General features: G+C 60.0%; 18 protein-coding genes. 14 read left to right on the forward strand and 4 right to left on the reverse strand.

Annotation, left to right across the window (positions count from 1 at the left end):
* The first annotated feature begins 21 nt into the window (after positions 1-21).
* From pgsA to ACR0NF_RS07785, 3 genes are read left to right on the forward strand one after another with little or no spacing between them, the layout of a single operon-like run.
* Positions 22-690 (forward strand): CDP-diacylglycerol--glycerol-3-phosphate 3-phosphatidyltransferase, encoded by a 669-nt coding sequence (gene pgsA, locus ACR0NF_RS07775; protein WP_480470996.1) that lies wholly within the window; start codon positions 22-24, stop codon positions 688-690.
* Positions 691-693: 3 nt separating this feature from the next.
* Positions 694-939: a molybdopterin converting factor subunit 1 gene (gene moaD, locus ACR0NF_RS07780; protein ID WP_480470995.1), complete on the forward strand. Its 246-nt coding sequence runs from the start codon at positions 694-696 to the stop codon at positions 937-939.
* Position 940: 1 nt separating this feature from the next.
* Positions 941-1,384, forward strand: a complete 444-nt coding sequence (locus ACR0NF_RS07785; protein ID WP_480470994.1) for a molybdenum cofactor biosynthesis protein MoaE — start codon at positions 941-943, stop codon at positions 1,382-1,384.
* A 13-nt stretch (positions 1,385-1,397) separates the two neighbouring features.
* Here ACR0NF_RS07785 and ACR0NF_RS07790 read toward each other — a convergent pair whose 3' ends face one another.
* The 3 genes from ACR0NF_RS07790 to ubiA all read right to left on the reverse strand — a co-directional run bounded on the left by ACR0NF_RS07790 (position 1,398) and on the right by ubiA (position 4,653).
* The gene (locus ACR0NF_RS07790) at positions 1,398-1,718 is read right to left on the reverse strand and encodes a hypothetical protein (RefSeq protein WP_480470993.1); all 321 of its coding nucleotides are present in this window, start codon (positions 1,716-1,718) and stop codon (positions 1,398-1,400) included.
* Between the two features lies 1 nt (position 1,719).
* A complete protein-coding gene (locus ACR0NF_RS07795; protein WP_480778112.1) occupies positions 1,720-3,624 on the reverse strand; it encodes an OmpA family protein in 1,905 nt (634 codons plus the stop codon).
* A 66-nt stretch (positions 3,625-3,690) separates the two neighbouring features.
* Positions 3,691-4,653, reverse strand: a complete 963-nt coding sequence (gene ubiA / locus ACR0NF_RS07800; RefSeq protein WP_480659180.1) for a 4-hydroxybenzoate octaprenyltransferase — start codon at positions 4,651-4,653, stop codon at positions 3,691-3,693.
* 12 nt (positions 4,654-4,665) lie between these two features.
* Between ubiA and ACR0NF_RS07805 the strand changes: the two genes are divergently transcribed.
* The 11 genes from ACR0NF_RS07805 to ACR0NF_RS07855 all read left to right on the forward strand — a co-directional run bounded on the left by ACR0NF_RS07805 (position 4,666) and on the right by ACR0NF_RS07855 (position 15,526).
* Positions 4,666-5,391 carry a 16S rRNA (uracil(1498)-N(3))-methyltransferase gene (locus ACR0NF_RS07805; protein ID WP_480778027.1) on the forward strand — a complete coding sequence of 242 codons (726 nt, stop codon included), beginning with the start codon at positions 4,666-4,668 and terminating at the stop codon, positions 5,389-5,391.
* The gene (locus ACR0NF_RS07810) at positions 5,388-6,236 is read left to right on the forward strand and encodes a GNAT family N-acetyltransferase (RefSeq protein ID WP_480778028.1); all 849 of its coding nucleotides are present in this window, start codon (positions 5,388-5,390) and stop codon (positions 6,234-6,236) included. The genes ACR0NF_RS07805 and ACR0NF_RS07810 overlap by 4 nt, the downstream gene beginning before the upstream one ends.
* Positions 6,233-6,760 carry a hypothetical protein gene (locus tag ACR0NF_RS07815; RefSeq protein WP_480778029.1) on the forward strand — a complete coding sequence of 176 codons (528 nt, stop codon included), beginning with the start codon at positions 6,233-6,235 and terminating at the stop codon, positions 6,758-6,760. Before ACR0NF_RS07810 ends, ACR0NF_RS07815 begins: the two co-directional genes overlap by 4 nt.
* Before the next feature lie 65 nt (positions 6,761-6,825).
* Entirely contained in the window at positions 6,826-8,196 is a 1,371-nt protein-coding gene (locus ACR0NF_RS07820) for a glutamate--cysteine ligase (protein ID WP_480470988.1), read from the forward strand.
* Between the two features lie 149 nt (positions 8,197-8,345).
* Complete coding sequence (locus ACR0NF_RS07825) at positions 8,346-9,416, forward strand: Hint domain-containing protein (RefSeq protein ID WP_480778030.1); 1,071 nt, start codon at positions 8,346-8,348, stop codon at positions 9,414-9,416.
* Positions 9,417-9,482: 66 nt separating this feature from the next.
* A complete protein-coding gene (gene pheS, locus ACR0NF_RS07830) occupies positions 9,483-10,556 on the forward strand; it encodes a phenylalanine--tRNA ligase subunit alpha (RefSeq protein WP_010443591.1) in 1,074 nt (357 codons plus the stop codon).
* Entirely contained in the window at positions 10,553-11,113 is a 561-nt protein-coding gene (locus tag ACR0NF_RS07835) for a hypothetical protein (protein WP_480667230.1), read from the forward strand. Before pheS ends, ACR0NF_RS07835 begins: the two co-directional genes overlap by 4 nt.
* 135 nt (positions 11,114-11,248) lie before the next feature.
* Positions 11,249-12,043 (forward strand): CE1 family esterase, encoded by a 795-nt coding sequence (locus ACR0NF_RS07840; RefSeq protein WP_480470984.1) that lies wholly within the window; start codon positions 11,249-11,251, stop codon positions 12,041-12,043.
* A 66-nt stretch (positions 12,044-12,109) separates the two neighbouring features.
* On the forward strand, positions 12,110-12,514 hold the full coding sequence (locus ACR0NF_RS07845) for a cupin domain-containing protein (protein ID WP_480470983.1): 405 nt from the start codon (positions 12,110-12,112) through the stop codon (positions 12,512-12,514).
* An 88-nt stretch (positions 12,515-12,602) separates the two neighbouring features.
* Positions 12,603-14,999, forward strand: coding sequence for a phenylalanine--tRNA ligase subunit beta (gene pheT, locus ACR0NF_RS07850; RefSeq protein WP_480470982.1), 2,397 nt, complete (start codon positions 12,603-12,605; stop codon positions 14,997-14,999).
* 80 nt (positions 15,000-15,079) lie between these two features.
* Positions 15,080-15,526 (forward strand): YtoQ family protein, encoded by a 447-nt coding sequence (locus tag ACR0NF_RS07855; RefSeq protein WP_480470981.1) that lies wholly within the window; start codon positions 15,080-15,082, stop codon positions 15,524-15,526.
* 47 nt (positions 15,527-15,573) lie between these two features.
* Here the strand turns inward: ACR0NF_RS07855 and ACR0NF_RS07860 are convergent, their stop codons facing one another.
* Entirely contained in the window at positions 15,574-16,272 is a 699-nt protein-coding gene (locus ACR0NF_RS07860) for a glutathione S-transferase family protein (RefSeq protein WP_480667232.1), read from the reverse strand.
* Positions 16,273-16,400: the final 128 nt, after the last annotated feature.

Below are 16,400 nucleotides of genomic sequence, written 5' to 3' on the forward strand. Positions count from 1 at the left end.
CAGCGATGTAAAGATTTAGCCATGAAGTGGAACCTGCCCAATATCCTGACCCTGCTGCGCCTGTTGGCCGCCCCCGGTCTGGCCGTGATGTTTCTGTATTTTACGCGACCCTATGCTGATTGGTTTGCGTTGATTCTGTTCCTGTCCGCCGCGATTACCGACTGGTTTGACGGCTACCTCGCACGGGCCTGGAAGCAAGAGACCAAAATGGGTGCGATGCTGGATCCGATTGCCGACAAGGCGATGGTGGTAGTCGCACTGATGATACTGGTGGGGTATTCGACCGAAAGCTGGACGCCGTGGCTGGTACTGCCCGCGACGGTCATCCTGTTCCGCGAGGTCTTTGTCTCGGGCCTGCGGGAATATCTTGGTGACGTGGCCGGAACCCTGAAAGTGACAAAACTGGCGAAGTGGAAAACTACGGCGCAAATGGTGGCGATTGCGATCCTGTTCTCGCAGGGGATCTTTGAACACTACTTTGTGATGGCTACGTTCGGCATGGACTCTGCCCTCATTGATCAGGTGCTTTCAGGGCAGGTGGAAGACCTCAATCATATCCGCTGGCATCTGGAAGGCATGTTCTGGTCGGGCCGCATCGGGCTTTGGCTGCTTTGGATCGCTGCGACGCTGACATTGATCACCGGCTATGACTACCTACGTAAAGCCATGCCCCACCTGAAGGAGACTTAAGCGATGGACGTGCTGTATTTCGCATGGGTACGTGAGCGCATCGGCCTGCCGAAAGAGAAAGTCGAAACTGAGGCGGCAACGGTCAATGACCTCGTTGCCGAACTCAGCGCGCGCGAGGATCGCTATGCCGCCGCCTTTGCCGACCTTTCGGCCCTGCGCGTGGCTTTGGATCAGGAACTGTCGGATTTCGACGCCCCCCTAACCGGCGTGCGCGAAGTTGCGTTCTTTCCACCCATGACGGGTGGCTGACATGCGCATCGCGGTTCAGGAAGAAGCGTTCGATCTGGGGGCCGAGGCCAACGCTTTCGCCGCCGGAGATGATGCAAATGGGGCCATCGTCACCTTCACGGGGGTCGTGCGTGATCTGGCCTCGGGCGATCTGGATGTGATGGAGATCGAGCATTATCCGGGCATGACCGAACGCGCCCTGACCAAGATCGCAGAAGAGGCACAGGCCCGATGGTCATTGGGGGATGTGCTGGTGATTCACCGCCACGGTCGGCTGGCTCCGGGGGACCGGATCATGATGGTCGCCACCGCCGCGCCGCATCGCAAGGACGCGTTTGAAGCGGCGGAGTATCTGATGGATTACCTCAAATCCCGCGCGCCGTTCTGGAAAAAGGAAATCACCAACTCCGGTGCAGAGTGGGTAGCCGCCAGAGATGAGGATGAAGACGCGCTGACCCGATGGTAAAGGCGCAGCGCTCTTAATCCGCGTTGTTGATCCGCCCGCGCATTTCTTCGGCTTCCTGCCGCGCTGCGCGAAGACCTTCCATCGCGGCGGTCAGCTCGGCTTCGGTCTGGGTTAGCTGATTGGTCAGCTCTGCTTCACGCTGCTGCAGATAGGTTATCGCCTGATCGCGGGTTTCCTCGGCCTCGTGTAATTCCTGGCTCATGCGGTCCAGATCGGCCACGTCGCTTTGGCGCACGCGAGACAGGCGATGGGCCAGCCAATTGGCAAACCATCCCATGCAGAAGGCTGCGAACAGGATGATGGCGGTGGCGATGATGAATTCCGTTCTGTTCAACTTACTGATCCTCTTCGCCCGCATCCGTTGCGTCGGTTTCTGGTGTCTGGGTTTCGGCCTCCATCGCCTCAAGCCCGGTTTCGGTATTGGCCACGGGCTCGGGCCGGATCAGACGAAACTCGATGCGGCGGTTTTCTTCGCGACCTTCTTCGGTGTCGTTGTCGGCGATCGGTTGTGTCTCACCATAACCCACGGCCGAAAAGCTTGAGGTCGGCACCCGCCGTCCGCGCAGCTCGTTCAGGATCGACTGCGCGCGCGCCTGGCTGAGTTGCTGGTTCATCTCTTCCCGGCCCTGACTATCGGTATGGCCCTGAATTTCCAACCGGATCGGGCCGCATTCTCGCAAGATATCCGCGATCTGGTTCAGGGCATCGCGGGAATCGGCGGCCACTGTCGCTGAACCCGGCTCGAACGCGATCTTGCTCGCGGCCTGCACCTCGGCCAGTTGCTCTTCGCAGATCTCGGGGTCGGGCGGGGCATCTGCAGGGGCGGGCGGCTCCTGATAGGTGATCGATAGGGAGTAGTCCTGTGCTTCACCCAGCTTGTCCGACAGCAGGCCTGCGATCCGGGCCTTGGCATCGGGATCATGGCTGAGCCCCGATAGCGTAACATTGTCTGGCGTCACGGTCAGCGCACCATTGTGCAACTGCGACAGCGCTTCCAGTCCGGCCAGAACGCGCACGGGCCAGTCCGCGGGCAGGTCAGGCGCGATCCGGGTCGCCGTATGCACCTGCAGGGAACCAAAGGCCGCGCGCGCGAAACTGTCCGTCATATCACGCAGGGTCTCGTCACCCACACGCCCGCGCAGTTGAACCAAACCCTCGGGGCTGCGGGTTGCAACGAATTCAATCGGCCCTGTCGGGTCATCTGGCTCGGGTTCGGGCAGAACCGCATGCAAGACGAACACTTCGGGAAGCGCGTTTTCCAACTCTCCTACAATGCGGTCAAACTCCAGCGGGCTGGTGTCCTGCGCGGCGACAAGAGTGATGTCGGCATCCGACAACGTGACCGAACCCCGTCCAAGTTCGGACAAAGCCCGGATGCTCAACTGCGCTGCGTTCGCCCAGCGTGGGGATGGTACGCCCAGACCGATGGTGCAGGAATAAGGTCCGCTAAGCCCGGCCTGTTGTGCGGCCTCGACGATCATGTCGCGCGCGTCTTCGTCCTGCGCAGAACAGGCGTCGAACTGCCCGCCGTCCTCGTTGATCAGGTAGCGCAGGGTGAACGGCGTGATCACAGGGCGCGGCGCCGAGATCGCCAGACCAATACGCAAGCCTGGAGGTGCGGCGCGGCTCAGGTCTAGTTCCAGCCGGTCTTTCTCTTGCTGGCTGTCCGCAATGGCGGTGATGCGTACGAGTCCCGGACTGGCCGATATCTTTGCGCGTGGTAGATCAGACAGTGCTTGAATCGCATAGTCCAGCGCCTGATCCCAGCCCTTGGGCGCGGGATAGTCGGCGCTTTCCATCAGGTCCGAAACCGTCGCGTCCTGATCCAACCGTTGCAGGCGGTTCATCAGATCGTCGCGATCCTCGCTGGCCGGCACCAGACCGATGACCGAAATACCACTATCGTTGCGCAGGATTTCGGCAGAGAACCGGGGGGGTGTCAGATCGGCGGTCGGTGCGACTTCCATATCGTCGATGACGCGCGAGGTATCGACCTCGGTTCCGGCGGCGGTCAGGGCGTTGAACCGTGTCGCCTCATCCGGAGCCATTCCGGTCAGCACGACACGCAGGCCATCGGATTCAACCTCGGCCCAGTCATGTCCCTGCAGGTTCAGCGCCCGGCGCACAGCAAGTTCCGATGCGTCTTCGATCTTGCTGACCGAAAAGCTGGCGGCCACCAGGGACAGACCGGCGGACACCGCAAAGATCAACGCAACAGCAAGGGCATAAGGCAGGCGCATGGGCGGGATCGAGACTCCTCGGGCGGTTAGTTTCGGACTCATACAGAGCCCGGCCCGGAGGTGCAATCAGAGCAAAAGGGCGACGCAGAGGAAGATCAGCGGAATCAAGCCGGTGTCGCGGTTGGCCCGGAATAATTGCAACAGTTTGGCGTTGTCCTCGGTATCGAGGCCGCGCAATTGCCACGCCATATGCCACCCCATGGCCCATGGCCCACCCAACGCTACGACGAGCGCCAGAACTGATGCGTTGGGCAGCGACGCATCGATAATGGCCAGCCCCATCAGGCCGACCGTACCAACCAGAAAATACTTGAGCCATCGGGCCGTATCGGTCCCGAACAGGCGGGCGGTGGATTTGATACCGATGAGTTCATCGTCTTCGGCATCCTGATGGGCATAGATCGTGTCATAGAATAGTGTCCAGGCGATGCCTGATAGATAGAGTATGATCGCAGGCCAACCAACCGTTCCTGTATGTGCCGCCCAGGCGAGCAGTACACCCCAGTTGAAGGCCAGCCCGAGAAAGACCTGCGGCCACCAAGTGAAACGTTTTGCAAAAGGATAGATCGTGACCGGCAACAGCGACAGGACACCCATGGCAATCGCCGCGCGGTTGAAAGTCAGCAGAATCAGCAAAGCCAGCAGGCATTGCAGCACCATCCAGAACATCGCCTGCCGCACGCTGACCTGACCCGATGGGATCGGGCGCGAGCGGGTGCGTTCCACTTTCCCGTCGAACTCTCGGTCGGTGATATCGTTCCATGTGCAGCCCGCGCCACGCATCAGGAAGGCGCCGATGGCGCAGCCGATGGCAATCCACAAGTCCTCCCATCGGGGTGAACCATCGCTGAGGATCGCCAGTGCCAGCCCCCACCAGCAGGGAATGAGCAATAGCCATGTGCCAATCGGTCGGTCCGCGCGGCTGAGCCGCAGATAGGGACGGATAAAAGCGGGGGCATGGGTGTCGACCCAGTTCCCGGTGACCGCATCCGCGACCTGACCGTCTGGTGTTGGGGCATTGCCTTGCATATGTAGGGTCTCATGACTGCGAAGATCAGACTGTATGTAGAGCACCCTTTGGGTCCGGGGCAATCGGTTCCTTTGACGCGCGAACAGGCGCATTACCTGTTCGGCGTGATGCGCCTGTCGGTGGGCGGGCAGGTTGCGTTGTTCAATGGACAGGATGGCGAATGGCTGGCAGAGGTTGCTGAGGCGGGCAAACGGGGTGGAACGCTGACCTGTGCCGAGCACACCAAACCCTTGCAATTGCCACCCGACCTGTGGCTGCTCTTTGCACCGATCAAGAAGGCGCGCACCGATTTTATCGTTGAAAAGGCAGCGGAAATGGGCGCAGCGCGGATCATGCCCGTGCAGACCGAGTTTACCAATTCCGAACGTATCCGTCAGGACCGCCTGCAGGCTCATGCGGTCGAGGCCGCCGAGCAATGCGGTGGCACCTTTGTGCCCGAAGTCACCGATTTGCAGCGGCTCGACCGGGTGCTGGACACATGGTCCGAGGACCGTCAGCTGATGTTCTGTGACGAGGCCGAGGTGGGCTCTGCTCTGCGTCTCGCTGCGAATGAGAAGGCTCAGCCATGGGCCATTCTGATCGGTCCCGAGGGCGGGTTCTCTGAGCGTGAGCGCAAGCGGCTGACGGGATTGCCTTATGCTCATATCGTCAGCCTGGGGCCGCGTATCCTGCGCGCTGACACGGCGGCGGTTGCGGCGATGACCATGTGGCAACAGGCTTTGGGAGACTGGTCGTGACCTGGCGCTTGGCGCAGGCCAGCGACGTTTCGCAGATCGACACTTTTCTATCGCAGCACATCCAGACCTCCATGTTCCCGCTGGCCAACATGCGTGACTTTGGTCTGAACGGCCCGCACCCTCGTTCTTTGAAAATGTGGCTGCTGGGAAATCCCATACGTGCCGTGTTTGCCATTACGAATGAGGGCATGGTGCTGCCACAATGCCCAGACTGCTCTGACGAAGAGTTGGCGGCGGCCATGCACCTGATCCGGGGGAACGCCTTGTTTGGTATCGCCGCCGAAGCCAGGCAGGCGCGCCGGATTATGAAGCTTGGCGGATGGGAAGACCGGCCTGCGACGCTCAACAGTGATGAGCCGGGATTCTCGCTGGAGCTGGATCGACTTGTCCTGCCGGAGGCAACAAGTGCCCAACTGGTGCCGATGGGAGAGCTCGACAGATCGGTTACCGAAAACTGGCGGCGGGACTATCTGATCGAGGCTATGGATTTCGATCCGAAGCGTGCAGCTAAACAGGCATGTGAAGATTTCAAGGCCTATACCAAGCGCGACTCCCACCGGGTCCTGTTGATTGACAATCAGCCTGTTTCCATGACCGGGTTTAACGCTCGCTTGCCTGAAATCGTGCAAATCGGTGGCGTATACACCCCGCCCGGGTTGCGTGGTCGTGGCTATGCCCGTCTCGCCGTGGCGCTGCATCTGATTGAGGCGCGAGAAGGTGGAGTTTCACGCGCCGTTCTGTTCGCAGCTTCCGATTCTGCTGCGCGTGCTTATATGGCAATCGGGTTCAAACTTGCGGGTCACTACTCGCTGATCCTGTTCACCAACCCGAAGGACATTGCATGAGTTTCATTCGACCCGAAGCCAAATTGACCTTATGGCGCTGGCGCGAAGTGTTGGTGGCTTTGGTCGTCCTTTTGGTGGGCCTCAGCTGGATCAGCGGCCCCGGGGGGTTGCTGGGCTGGCTCGGCTGGCTGTTGTTGGTGATTGCCGTGGCCTTGGCTGTGATTGGCGTACAGCGCGCCCGCTTCCGTACCGGCGCGGGCGGCCCCGGCGTGGTCACGATTGATGAAGGCCAGATCACCTATCTCGGCCCGCTTGATGGCGGCATCGTCGCGACGCGCGAAATCGAGCGTTTGGCGCTGGACCCGACCTCGAACCCGGCGCACTGGGTGTTGGACCAGCCGGGTCAACCAACACTTCACATTCCGGTGAACGCCGAGGGGGCTGAGGCGCTGTTCGACGTGTTCTCGAACCTGCCGGGTCTGAAAACCGAACAAATGCTGGCTGAACTGAACGGCGGCGCGATCCATCCGGTGGTGATATGGGAACGCCGTCCGATGCGACCTGCGCATCTGCGCCTGCATTGACACTGGCGCAGTTTGCGCTCAGGACTGGCGGCTAAGACAGACACAGCAGGATCGGAGACCGGTTCATGTCCATCCCCCAGTCCGGCGGCGGACCGATCGAACGCCATGAGCAACTGGCCGAATATCTGGAATCGGGCTGCAAGCCCAAAGACGATTGGCGCATCGGGACCGAGCACGAGAAGTTCGGCTATTGCAAGGACACGCTGAAACCGCTGCCGTTCGAAGGCACCCGGTCTATCGTGGCCGTGCTCGAAGGGCTGCGCGACCGCCACGGCTGGGCTGAGGTTCGTGAGGCGGGGCATCTGATCGGGCTTGAAAAGGACGGTGCCAATGTCAGCCTGGAGCCGGGCGGCGCGCTGGAGCTGTCGGGCGCTCCGCTGGAGACCATTCACGAGACCTGCGATGAGGTGAACACCCATCTGCGCGAAGTGAAAGATATCGCCGATGAGATCGGCGTGGGTTTCATCGGTCTGGGCGCGGCCCCGATCTGGACCCATGACGAGATGCCGCTGATGCCCAAGGGCCGCTATCGGCTGATGAACGACTATATGGAAGAGGTCGGCACCATGGGTCGCGCCATGATGCGGCGCACCTGTACGGTTCAGGTCAATATCGACTTCGGGTCCGAGGCCGACATGGTGCAGAAATTGCGCGTTGCTCTGGCGCTGCAGCCTGTTGCCACGGCGCTGTTCGCAAACTCACCCTTTTTCGAGGGTAAACCGATCGGTCAGAAAAGTTGGCGCAGCTATATCTGGAGGCACCTCGACGATGCGCGCACCGGTATGCTGCCTTTCGTCTTCGAAGAGGGCTTCGGGTTCGAGCGTTACGTGCAATACGCCCTCGATGTACCGATGTATTTCGTCTATCGCGACGGTCAGTACATCAATGCATTGGGCATGTCTTTCCGCGACTTCCTGCAGGGCAAATTGCCCGCACTGCCGGGTGAGACGCCAACCTTGTCCGACTGGGCCGATCACCTGACCACGGCCTTCCCCGAAGCGCGCATCAAGAAATTCATGGAGATGCGCGGTGCCGATGGTGGCCCGTGGCGGCGCCTGTGTGCTCTGCCCGCATTCTGGGTCGGTCTGACCTATGACCAAGGCGCTCTGGACGCCGCCTGGGATCTGGTCAAAGGCTGGGATGCCGAGACGCGCGAAGCATTGCGGGTCGCGGCGGCGAAAGATGGCCTGCAGGCGCAGGTAGGAAAGATCAATATGCATGATCTGGCACGCGAGGTCGTCTCGATCGCAGATGCCGGTCTCGCCGCGCGCGCACGCGCCGGGGCAGGCGGTTTGGTTCAGGATGAGACCCATTTCCTGAATGCGCTCAAAGACAGCATCGATTCGGGTCAGGTCCCCGCAGATGAATTGATGGATCGTTACAATGGCGATTGGGACGGGGATCTGACCCGCATCTATCCGGAATTCAGCTATTGAATCATATCGCCCCGGTGCGTGACTTTGGTGCGCATTGGATCCGGGCCTGTGGCCGTTAGGTGAACATTTGCCTTCTTTCGCAACCCGTCTTGCAGGATATGGGGTCCATGCGATTTAGTCGGGCCTAGAAATCATCGAGTGATAGCGCAATGGCCCGAATTAGTGAGCTCCATTACTCAAATGCCTATGTCGCCCAGACAGGTGTGGCAGAGTTTCTTGAGGTCTCTCTGGGGTCGACGGAAGTTCCGGCTGATTTCACAGTATCGTTCTATCAGACCAACGGACAGGTTGGCATCGAGATCCCTTTGACAGACGTGCCAGGGATCAGGGTCACCGTAGACCCGGATAACAACGAACAGATCTTTGTCATTTCAGCTGATGACTTTCCCATCCTGCTCACGGATCCGAACGGCGGCGGCGCTACCAATTTTGAGGCCTACGCGCTGACCAACACCGCGACAGGTGAGGTAATAGATTTTTATGACATCGGAGGGGGCACGCAAAACATCGTCGCGCAGAACGGGCTGGCGGCCGGGCAGACCTCGGTAAATCTGCCGGTTCTCGTTGGGCCCAGCCGGACCACGACGACGCTGCAGTTCAACCAGCCGGATCCGGACACTCTGGTTTATGGCAGTCTTTCGCCCGGCGACAGTGGTGCAACCTGTTTTGCCGCTGGAACACTGGTGGATACGCCGGGTGGTCCGCGACGGGTCGAAGCGTTGCGCCCCGGCGATCTGGTTCTGACCGTCGATCAGGGCGCATGTCCGGTACAATGGATCGGAGACCGCACGGTCCGAGGACAGGGGCGGTTTGCTCCGGTGCTCATCTCGGCAGGCGTTCTGGGGGCGGAAAGCGATATTCCCGTTTCGCCACAGCACCGTGTCCTGATCTCGGGCTGGCAAGCTGAGCTGTTGTTTGGCGAGGACGAGATTCTCGTACCGGCCAAGTCCCTGATCAACGGTACAACCATCACGCAAACCCCCTGCGATATCGTGCGGTATGTGCATCTGTTTTTTGACCGCCATCAATTGGTGACGACCTCAGGCCTGATCTCGGAAAGTTTCTTTCCCGGCGCTCAGGCTGTTGCAGGGCTTGGCGATGCCGCCGCCGAGGAACTGTTTGCCCTGTTCCCCGAGCTGCGACAGCACCCGAGTGTTTATGGCAACACGATCCGACCGGTGCGCAGTGGCCCGCAGGCGGCGGTTCTGACCGCAACCTGATCCGCCCCCTCTTGCTTTCGCGGACTGCTGTGATAGCAGAGCCTCAACAGCATTCAGGGGACCGTCATGGACGATCTTAAGGCAAAATATCTGGGTCAAATCGCCGAAGCGGGCGACGAAAACGCGCTGGAGGCGATCCGTGTCGCTGCCGTGGGTAAAAAGGGCGAAGTCGCGCTCAAGATGCGCGAGCTGGGTAAGATGACGCCCGAAGAGCGTCAGGTGGCCGGCCCCGCGCTGAACGCCCTGAAGGATGAGATCAACTCAGCGCTTTCCGCCAAGAAGGCAGCCCTTGCCGATGCCGCGTTGGATGAGCGTCTGCGCACTGAATGGCTGGACGTCACCCTGCCGACCCGCGCGCGCCGTCAGGGCTCGATCCACCCGGTCAGTCAGGCGACCGAGGAACTGACCGCGATCTTTGCAGAACTGGGTTTCTCGGTGGCCGAAGGGCCGCGGATCGAGACCGACTGGCACAATTTTGACGCGCTGAACATCCCCGGCCACCACCCCGCGCGGGCTGAGATGGATACGTTCTACATGCACCGCGCCGAGGGCGATAATCGCCCGCCGCATGTGCTGCGGACCCATACTTCGCCGGTGCAGATCCGTTCGATGGAATTGCAGGGCGCGCCGATCCGCGTGATCTGTCCGGGCGGTGTGTACCGTGCCGACTATGACCAGACTCACACGCCGATGTTCCATCAGGTCGAAGGTTTGGCCATCGACAAGGACATCTCGATGGCGAACCTGAAATGGGTTCTGGAAGAGTTCGTGAAGGCGTTCTTCGAGGTCGACGACGTCGAACTGCGTTTCCGCGCCTCGCACTTCCCCTTCACCGAGCCATCGGCCGAGGTCGATATCCGCTGTTCCTGGGATAACGGTCAGCTGAAGATCGGCGAGGGCGATGACTGGATGGAGATTCTGGGCTCCGGCATGGTCCACCCCAAGGTGATCGCCGCCGGTGGCATCGACCCCGAGGTTTATCAGGGCTTTGCCTTTGGCATCGGCATCGACCGTCTGGCGATGCTGAAATACGGCATTCCCGATCTGCGGGCGTTCTTTGATTCTGACCTGCGCTGGCTGCGGCACTATGGGTTCGCAGCGCTGGATATGCCGAACCTGCATGGTGGTTTGTCTCGGTGAATCCAGCGGAACTCGCATGGTATGCCAAGCCGTTCCTGTTTGGCTTAAGCATTGCAACTATTTGGCTTGTTATTGGTCCGATTGTATCTGCTGTGCTAGCCGCCATTGCTACTCACGTATTAACTCGCAGGCGTGATAGAGAAAACTTCCACCTAAGGCTGGAAGAAGAAGCGAAAATAGCTTCGAGGCAAATTAGGCGCGAGAAATTATTGAGTGCCTATCGTGCGCTGGATGATTCTGAGCCGGAAAGAGTTAAGCATCGGCAACTAGGCCCCGATTCAGAGGAATGGTGGCAGTTGGAACGTGCGAGAATGGCTGCACTAAGCGATGTGAACCTTTTTGGCGATGAGAAGTTGGCCTCAGAATTGGACTTAATTGTGAGAGACTATACGGCATACGACACCAGCCGGATAATGAACGATCTTAGAGACCTTTTGAGATCTGAGTTTGGATTGGAAAAAACTGTAGCCCGTTACAAGTGGGTGGATGTTGGCCCGAGGCAAGCAGAGCAAAACAACAATGGGAGTTCTGGTGAGTCTGTACCGCCAAGCCTGTAGAAGTTGAAGCGAATGAGTAGCAACTCGTCGCTAAAACTCTTGGGTGGTGCCAAAGCTCATCGAAAACGCGGCTTGTTACAGGTTCCCACAGGGTTGTGACGTGACAGTTGGCGTCAGGTGGCTAGGCTCCGGCCTATGATCTATCGACTGCTCTGCCTTCTTCTGCTGACCGCCACCCAAGCCGCCGCCGTGGATACCTGCCACGGTGATGTTGCCTGCGAGGTCGGTGACCGCTCGTACCATGTGCTCGAGCCCGAGGGCTGGGACGGGGAAACGCCTCTGCCGGTGCTGTTGCATTTCCACGGCTGGGCGCGGCAGGGGACTGTGGTGGTCAATCATGAACGCATCGCCGGGGCGACCAAGCTGCGGGGCGTGTTGCTGGTGGCCCCGAACGGTTTGGGCAAAAGCTGGGATTTCTGGACGTCGGACACGGGCGATGTGCCTTTTGCCGATGCGGTGCTGCAGGACGTCGCCAAACGCTATCCGATTGATCCGGACCGTATCTATGTCTCGGGCTATTCCTTCGGCGGCGCAATGGCGTGGCGCTATGTGTGCCAGTCGGGCAATGATATTGCCGCCTTGCTGGCCGTTGCGGGCAGCATCCGTCAGACGGAAGACTGCCCCGAAGCCCCGCGCGAGGCACGCCATGTGCACGGGCTGAGCGATACGGTGATGGATTTTCCCTATGGCGCGAATGGCGACACGACTTATCCGGTCGCGCTGTGGCGTGCGGCTTATGACTGCCACGATGCGACCCCGCGCGGGGATTGGAGCGTTGTTCCGATCCTGACCCTCAGCCGCGTGGAATGGACCGATTGCGCACGCGGGCAGGTCACATTGGACACCCATCCGGGCGGGCATTTCATCCCGCATGGCTGGATCGGGCGACAACTGGATGAACTGTTGGGGCGCAAACCGACCTATCCCTGAGGTGTTTGACATCGCCGCGCGTTCACACTCCCCTATGCGGTGCAACCTGATTAAGGACCCTATCTGATGAGACTGTTGCCGCTCGCCCTGATTCTGGCCGCCGCGCCTGCCTTCGCCCGTGACACTTATCCTCCGGTTGATGTCCTGTTGCAGACCGATACCACAGTCGCGGGTGAGCCACTGGAATACCCCGCAGGCACGCCGCAGATCACCATGGCCATCGTCACTCTGCAGCCGGGGCAGAAAACCGGTTTGCATCATCACGAGGCTCCTCTGGCGGCCTATATTCTGGAAGGTGAGATTACCGTCGATTACGGCGCGGCGGGTATCCGGGTCTTCAGAACCGGCGACGCATTGGTCGAGGCGCTGCATTCTTCACATGCGGGCGAGAACACCGGTGATGGAATTGCAAGGGTTCTGGCGGTGTTTGTCGGATCGGACAGCGTTTCAAACACGGTCGCAGAGGAGTAGGGAGGGGGACGCCACGCGCCCTCTTTCCCCTGTGTGCAATATCCGCTACATGCGGTCTGACCCGAGATTTACTGGCGGAAACCGACCGATGAAATTCACTCTTTCCTGGCTGAAGGACCACCTTGATACCGATGCTTCGGTGGACGAGATCGCCGAGGCGCTGACCGATCTGGGCCTTGAGGTCGAAGAGATCGTGAACCCGGCGGACCGGCTGGCGGACTTTACGCTGGGCCATGTGAAACATGCCGAGAAGCACCCGGATGCCGACAAGCTGCGCGTCTGCACGGTTGAGACCGATGAGGGCGATCTGCAGATCATCTGCGGTGCGCCCAACGCACGCGAGGGCATCACGGTCGTCGTATGTAAGCCGGGCATGTATATCCCTGGTTTGGATATCACCATCAGCGTCGGCAAAATCCGCGGTGTCGAGAGCTTTGGCATGATGGCCTCGGAACGCGAGCTGGAGCTGTCGGACGAGCATGACGGCATCATTGAGCTGCCCTCGGGCGAGGTTGGCGACAAATTCGTCGACTGGTTGGCCGAGAACGACCCGACGAAGGTTGATCCGATGATCGAGATCGCAATCACGCCGAACCGCCCCGATGCGCTGGGCGTCGAGGGGATTGCGCGTGATCTGGCCGCGCGGGGCATTGGTACGCTGAAACAGCGCGACTATGCCCCGGTGCCGGGTGATTTCGAAAGCCCGATCAAGGTGAGCATTGACGAGGACACGCTGGATGGCGCTCCGCATTTCACGGGGCGTTTGATCAAGGGCGTGAAGAACGGCCCCAGCCCGCAATGGCTGCAGGATCAGTTGAAGGCCATCGGTCTGCGCCCAATCTCGGCTTTGGTGGACATCACCAATTACATGACCTTCGATCACAACCGCCCGCTGCACGTATTCGATGCTGACAAGGTGCAAGGCAACCTGCGTGTGCATCGCGCCAAAGGCGGCGAGAAGCTGGTGGCGTTGGACGAGAAGGAATACACCCTGCAACCCGGCATGATGGTCATTTCTGACGACAAGGGTCCGGAATCGATCGCCGGGATCATGGGTGGTGAGCAAACCGGCTGCACCGAAGAGACGGTGAACGTCTTCCTTGAAAGCGCGTTCTGGGATCACGTGCAGATCGCTCTGACCGGCCGGGCGCTGAAGATTAACTCGGACGCGCGCTATCGGTTCGAGCGTGGTGTCGACCCGGAATACACCCGTGAAGGGCTGGAACATGCGACGCAGATGATCCTGGATATTTGCGGCGGTGAAGCCTCGAACGTGGTCGAGGCTGGCAAGGCCCCGAACCATGCGCGGGCCTATAAGCTGGATGCGGCGCGGGTGCAGTCCTTGGTCGGGATGGACATCCCTGAGAGCGAGCAGCGGCAGACCCTGACACGCCTCGGCTTCCGTCTGGACGGCGAGATGGCGCATGTACCCAGCTGGCGTCCCGATATCATGGGTGAAGCCGATCTGGTGGAAGAGGTCGCGCGGATCGCGTCCCTGACCAAGCTGCAGGGCAAGCCTTTGTCGCGTGTGACGGATGGTATTCCTAAGCCCGTGATGACACCGGCACAGCGCCGTCAGTCTATGGCCCGCCGGACCTGTGCCGCGCTGGGGTACAATGAATGCGTGACCTATACTTTCATCGATCAGGCCTCGGCGGTGCTGTTTGATGGCGGTGACGACAAGACCATGCTGGAAAACCCCATTTCGTCCGAGATGAGCCATATGCGTCCCGATCTGCTGCCCGGTTTGTTGCAGGCGGCTGCGCGCAATCAGGCGCGGGGTTATGCGGATCTGGCCCTGTTCGAGGTTGGGCCAGTGTTCCACGATGGCGAGCCGGGGGATCAGAAAACACAGATCTCGGGCCTGCTGGTGGGTCGGTCGGGGCCGAAAGACGTTCATGGTGCTTCGCGCCCGGTCGATGTGTTCGACGCCAAGGCGGATGCCGAGGCGGTGTTGGCTGCAATTGGCGCGCCTGCCAAGGTGCAGATCATGCGGGACGGTGATGCGTGGTGGCACCCGGGCCGCCATGGCAAGATCTGCCTGGGGCCGAAGAAGGTGCTGGGGGTGTTCGGAGAGCTGCACCCACGCGTGTTGCAGGCAATGGACATCAAGGGTCCCGCGATGGCTTTCACCATCTGGCCGGATGAGGTGCCGATGCCGCGCAAATCGGGCGCGACCCGCTCGGCGCTGGAACTGCGAGACCTTCAGGCGGTCGAACGCGATTTCGCCTTCGTCGTGGATGCCGATATCGAGGCACTGACACTGGTGAATGCGGCCGCGGGTGCCGATAAGGTGCTGATCGAAGATGTGCGCGTCTTTGACGAGTTCATCGGCGGCAGTCTGGGCGAGGGCAAGAAATCTTTGGCCATCACCGTGCGGCTGCAGCCTTCGGACACGACTTTGAAGGAAAAAGACATCGAGGCGGTCAGTGCCAAGATCGTCGAGAAGGTGGCGAAAGCCACGGGCGGCGTGCTACGCGGCTAAGACTGCATCCGCCTTTGGCGGGAGTATTTCTGAGAAGACGAAGGGGCGGCTGCGCCCCTTTTTCACGGGAGGAGCAAGAGATGCTAAAGGTTTATCTGTCCGGTGAGATTCACACGGATTGGCGCGAACAAATCATCACTGGTGCCGAAGGGTTGGACGTCGTGTTCAGCAGCCCAGTGACAGACCATGCAGCCTCGGACGATTGCGGCGTTGCGATCTTGGGTGAGGAACCAAACAAGTATTGGCACGACCACAAGGGTGCGATGGTGAACGCGATCCGGACCCGCAAGGGGATTTCAGAGGCAGACATCGTCGTTGTGCGCTTTGGTGACAAGTACAAGCAGTGGAACGCGGCTTTTGATGCGGGATATGCGGCGGCTCTGGGCAAATCGATCATCGTTCTGCACGGCCCCGATCATCAGCACGCCCTGAAAGAAGTGGATGCTGCTGCACTCGCCGTCGCCGAGGAGCCTTCGCAGGTCGTGGAAATTCTTCGCTATGTCGAGTCGGGCCGCTTGCCCGGCTAAGCCTGTAGGCGGGCGCGGCGCCGGGGCGCCGCTGCCCGGTTGTCAGGTCAGTCCCGTGGGGGGATAGCCAGACCCTTTTGGACCGTAGGCCGTTCAAGGAAGCGGTCGAGATAGGCGGTGACATTGGTGTAGCCTTCCCAGCCGATCACCTCTTTCACGCCGTAATAATCGAGGCCACGCAGCCAGGGCGCTATGGCGATATCTGCGATCGAATAGTCTCCGGCGATCCAATCCTGCCCATCCAGTTGCGTGTTCAGGACGTTCAGCAGGCGTTTGGCCTCGGTCACATAGCGTTCGCGGGGGCGGGGGTCTTCGATCTCGCTGCCAGCGAATTTGTGGAAATAACCCAGCTGACCGAACATCGGCCCCAACCCACCCATCTGGAACATCAGCCATTGGGTGACCCGATGCTTGTCCGCTTTGGTCCGGCCCAGCAGCATGTTGCTTTTTTCAGCCAGATACAGAAGGATCGCCCCGCTTTCGAAAAGACCCAGTGGTTCGCCATCGGGTCCATTCGGATCGATCAGCGCCGGGATCTTGTTGTTGGGGTTCAGCGACAGAAATTCGGGACTTTTGACATCTGCGTCTGCCAGCGTGACCAGATGCGCCTCATAAGGCAGGCCGGTCTCCTCTAGCATGATTGAGGCTTTCACACCATTCGGGGTGGGAAAGGAATACAGCTGAATGACACTCGGGTCCCGGGCGGGCCACTTGTCAATAATGGAATAGGATGCGAGGGCGGGCATGGGACCTCCTGAAAAATGCCGTTCGGGGAAAAATAGGCGCTGTTTCCCATAAAAACATGCATCTAATAGTGCAATTAGCGCACAATTACTCTGCGCCTGCGCGCGAAAACCAAAACAATCGGTTAAAC

This window comes from Ruegeria sp. CF4, assembly GCF_056537345.1.

Bases quoted from the DNA above. Each gene is read 5' to 3' on its own strand.
- ACR0NF_RS07855 (WP_480470981.1), top strand. From the start codon at position 15,080: ATGCTAAAGGTTTATCTGTCCGGTGAGATTCACACGGATTGGCGCGAA.
- ACR0NF_RS07840 (WP_480470984.1), top strand. From the start codon at position 11,249: ATGATCTATCGACTGCTCTGCCTTCTTCTGCTGACCGCCACCCAAGCC.
- ACR0NF_RS07825 (WP_480778030.1), top strand. From the start codon at position 8,346: ATGGCCCGAATTAGTGAGCTCCATTACTCAAATGCCTATGTCGCCCAG.
- ACR0NF_RS07785 (WP_480470994.1), top strand. From the start codon at position 941: ATGCGCATCGCGGTTCAGGAAGAAGCGTTCGATCTGGGGGCCGAGGCC.
- ACR0NF_RS07860 (WP_480667232.1), bottom strand. From the start codon at position 16,272: ATGCCCGCCCTCGCATCCTATTCCATTATTGACAAGTGGCCCGCCCGG.
- moaD (WP_480470995.1), top strand. From the start codon at position 694: ATGGACGTGCTGTATTTCGCATGGGTACGTGAGCGCATCGGCCTGCCG.
- pgsA (WP_480470996.1), top strand. From the start codon at position 22: ATGAAGTGGAACCTGCCCAATATCCTGACCCTGCTGCGCCTGTTGGCC.
- ACR0NF_RS07805 (WP_480778027.1), top strand. From the start codon at position 4,666: ATGACTGCGAAGATCAGACTGTATGTAGAGCACCCTTTGGGTCCGGGG.
- ACR0NF_RS07845 (WP_480470983.1), top strand. From the start codon at position 12,110: ATGAGACTGTTGCCGCTCGCCCTGATTCTGGCCGCCGCGCCTGCCTTC.
- ubiA (WP_480659180.1), bottom strand. From the start codon at position 4,653: ATGCAAGGCAATGCCCCAACACCAGACGGTCAGGTCGCGGATGCGGTC.
- pheS (WP_010443591.1), top strand. From the start codon at position 9,483: ATGGACGATCTTAAGGCAAAATATCTGGGTCAAATCGCCGAAGCGGGC.
- pheT (WP_480470982.1), top strand. From the start codon at position 12,603: ATGAAATTCACTCTTTCCTGGCTGAAGGACCACCTTGATACCGATGCT.
- ACR0NF_RS07795 (WP_480778112.1), bottom strand. From the start codon at position 3,624: ATGCGCCTGCCTTATGCCCTTGCTGTTGCGTTGATCTTTGCGGTGTCC.
- ACR0NF_RS07815 (WP_480778029.1), top strand. From the start codon at position 6,233: ATGAGTTTCATTCGACCCGAAGCCAAATTGACCTTATGGCGCTGGCGC.
- ACR0NF_RS07820 (WP_480470988.1), top strand. From the start codon at position 6,826: ATGTCCATCCCCCAGTCCGGCGGCGGACCGATCGAACGCCATGAGCAA.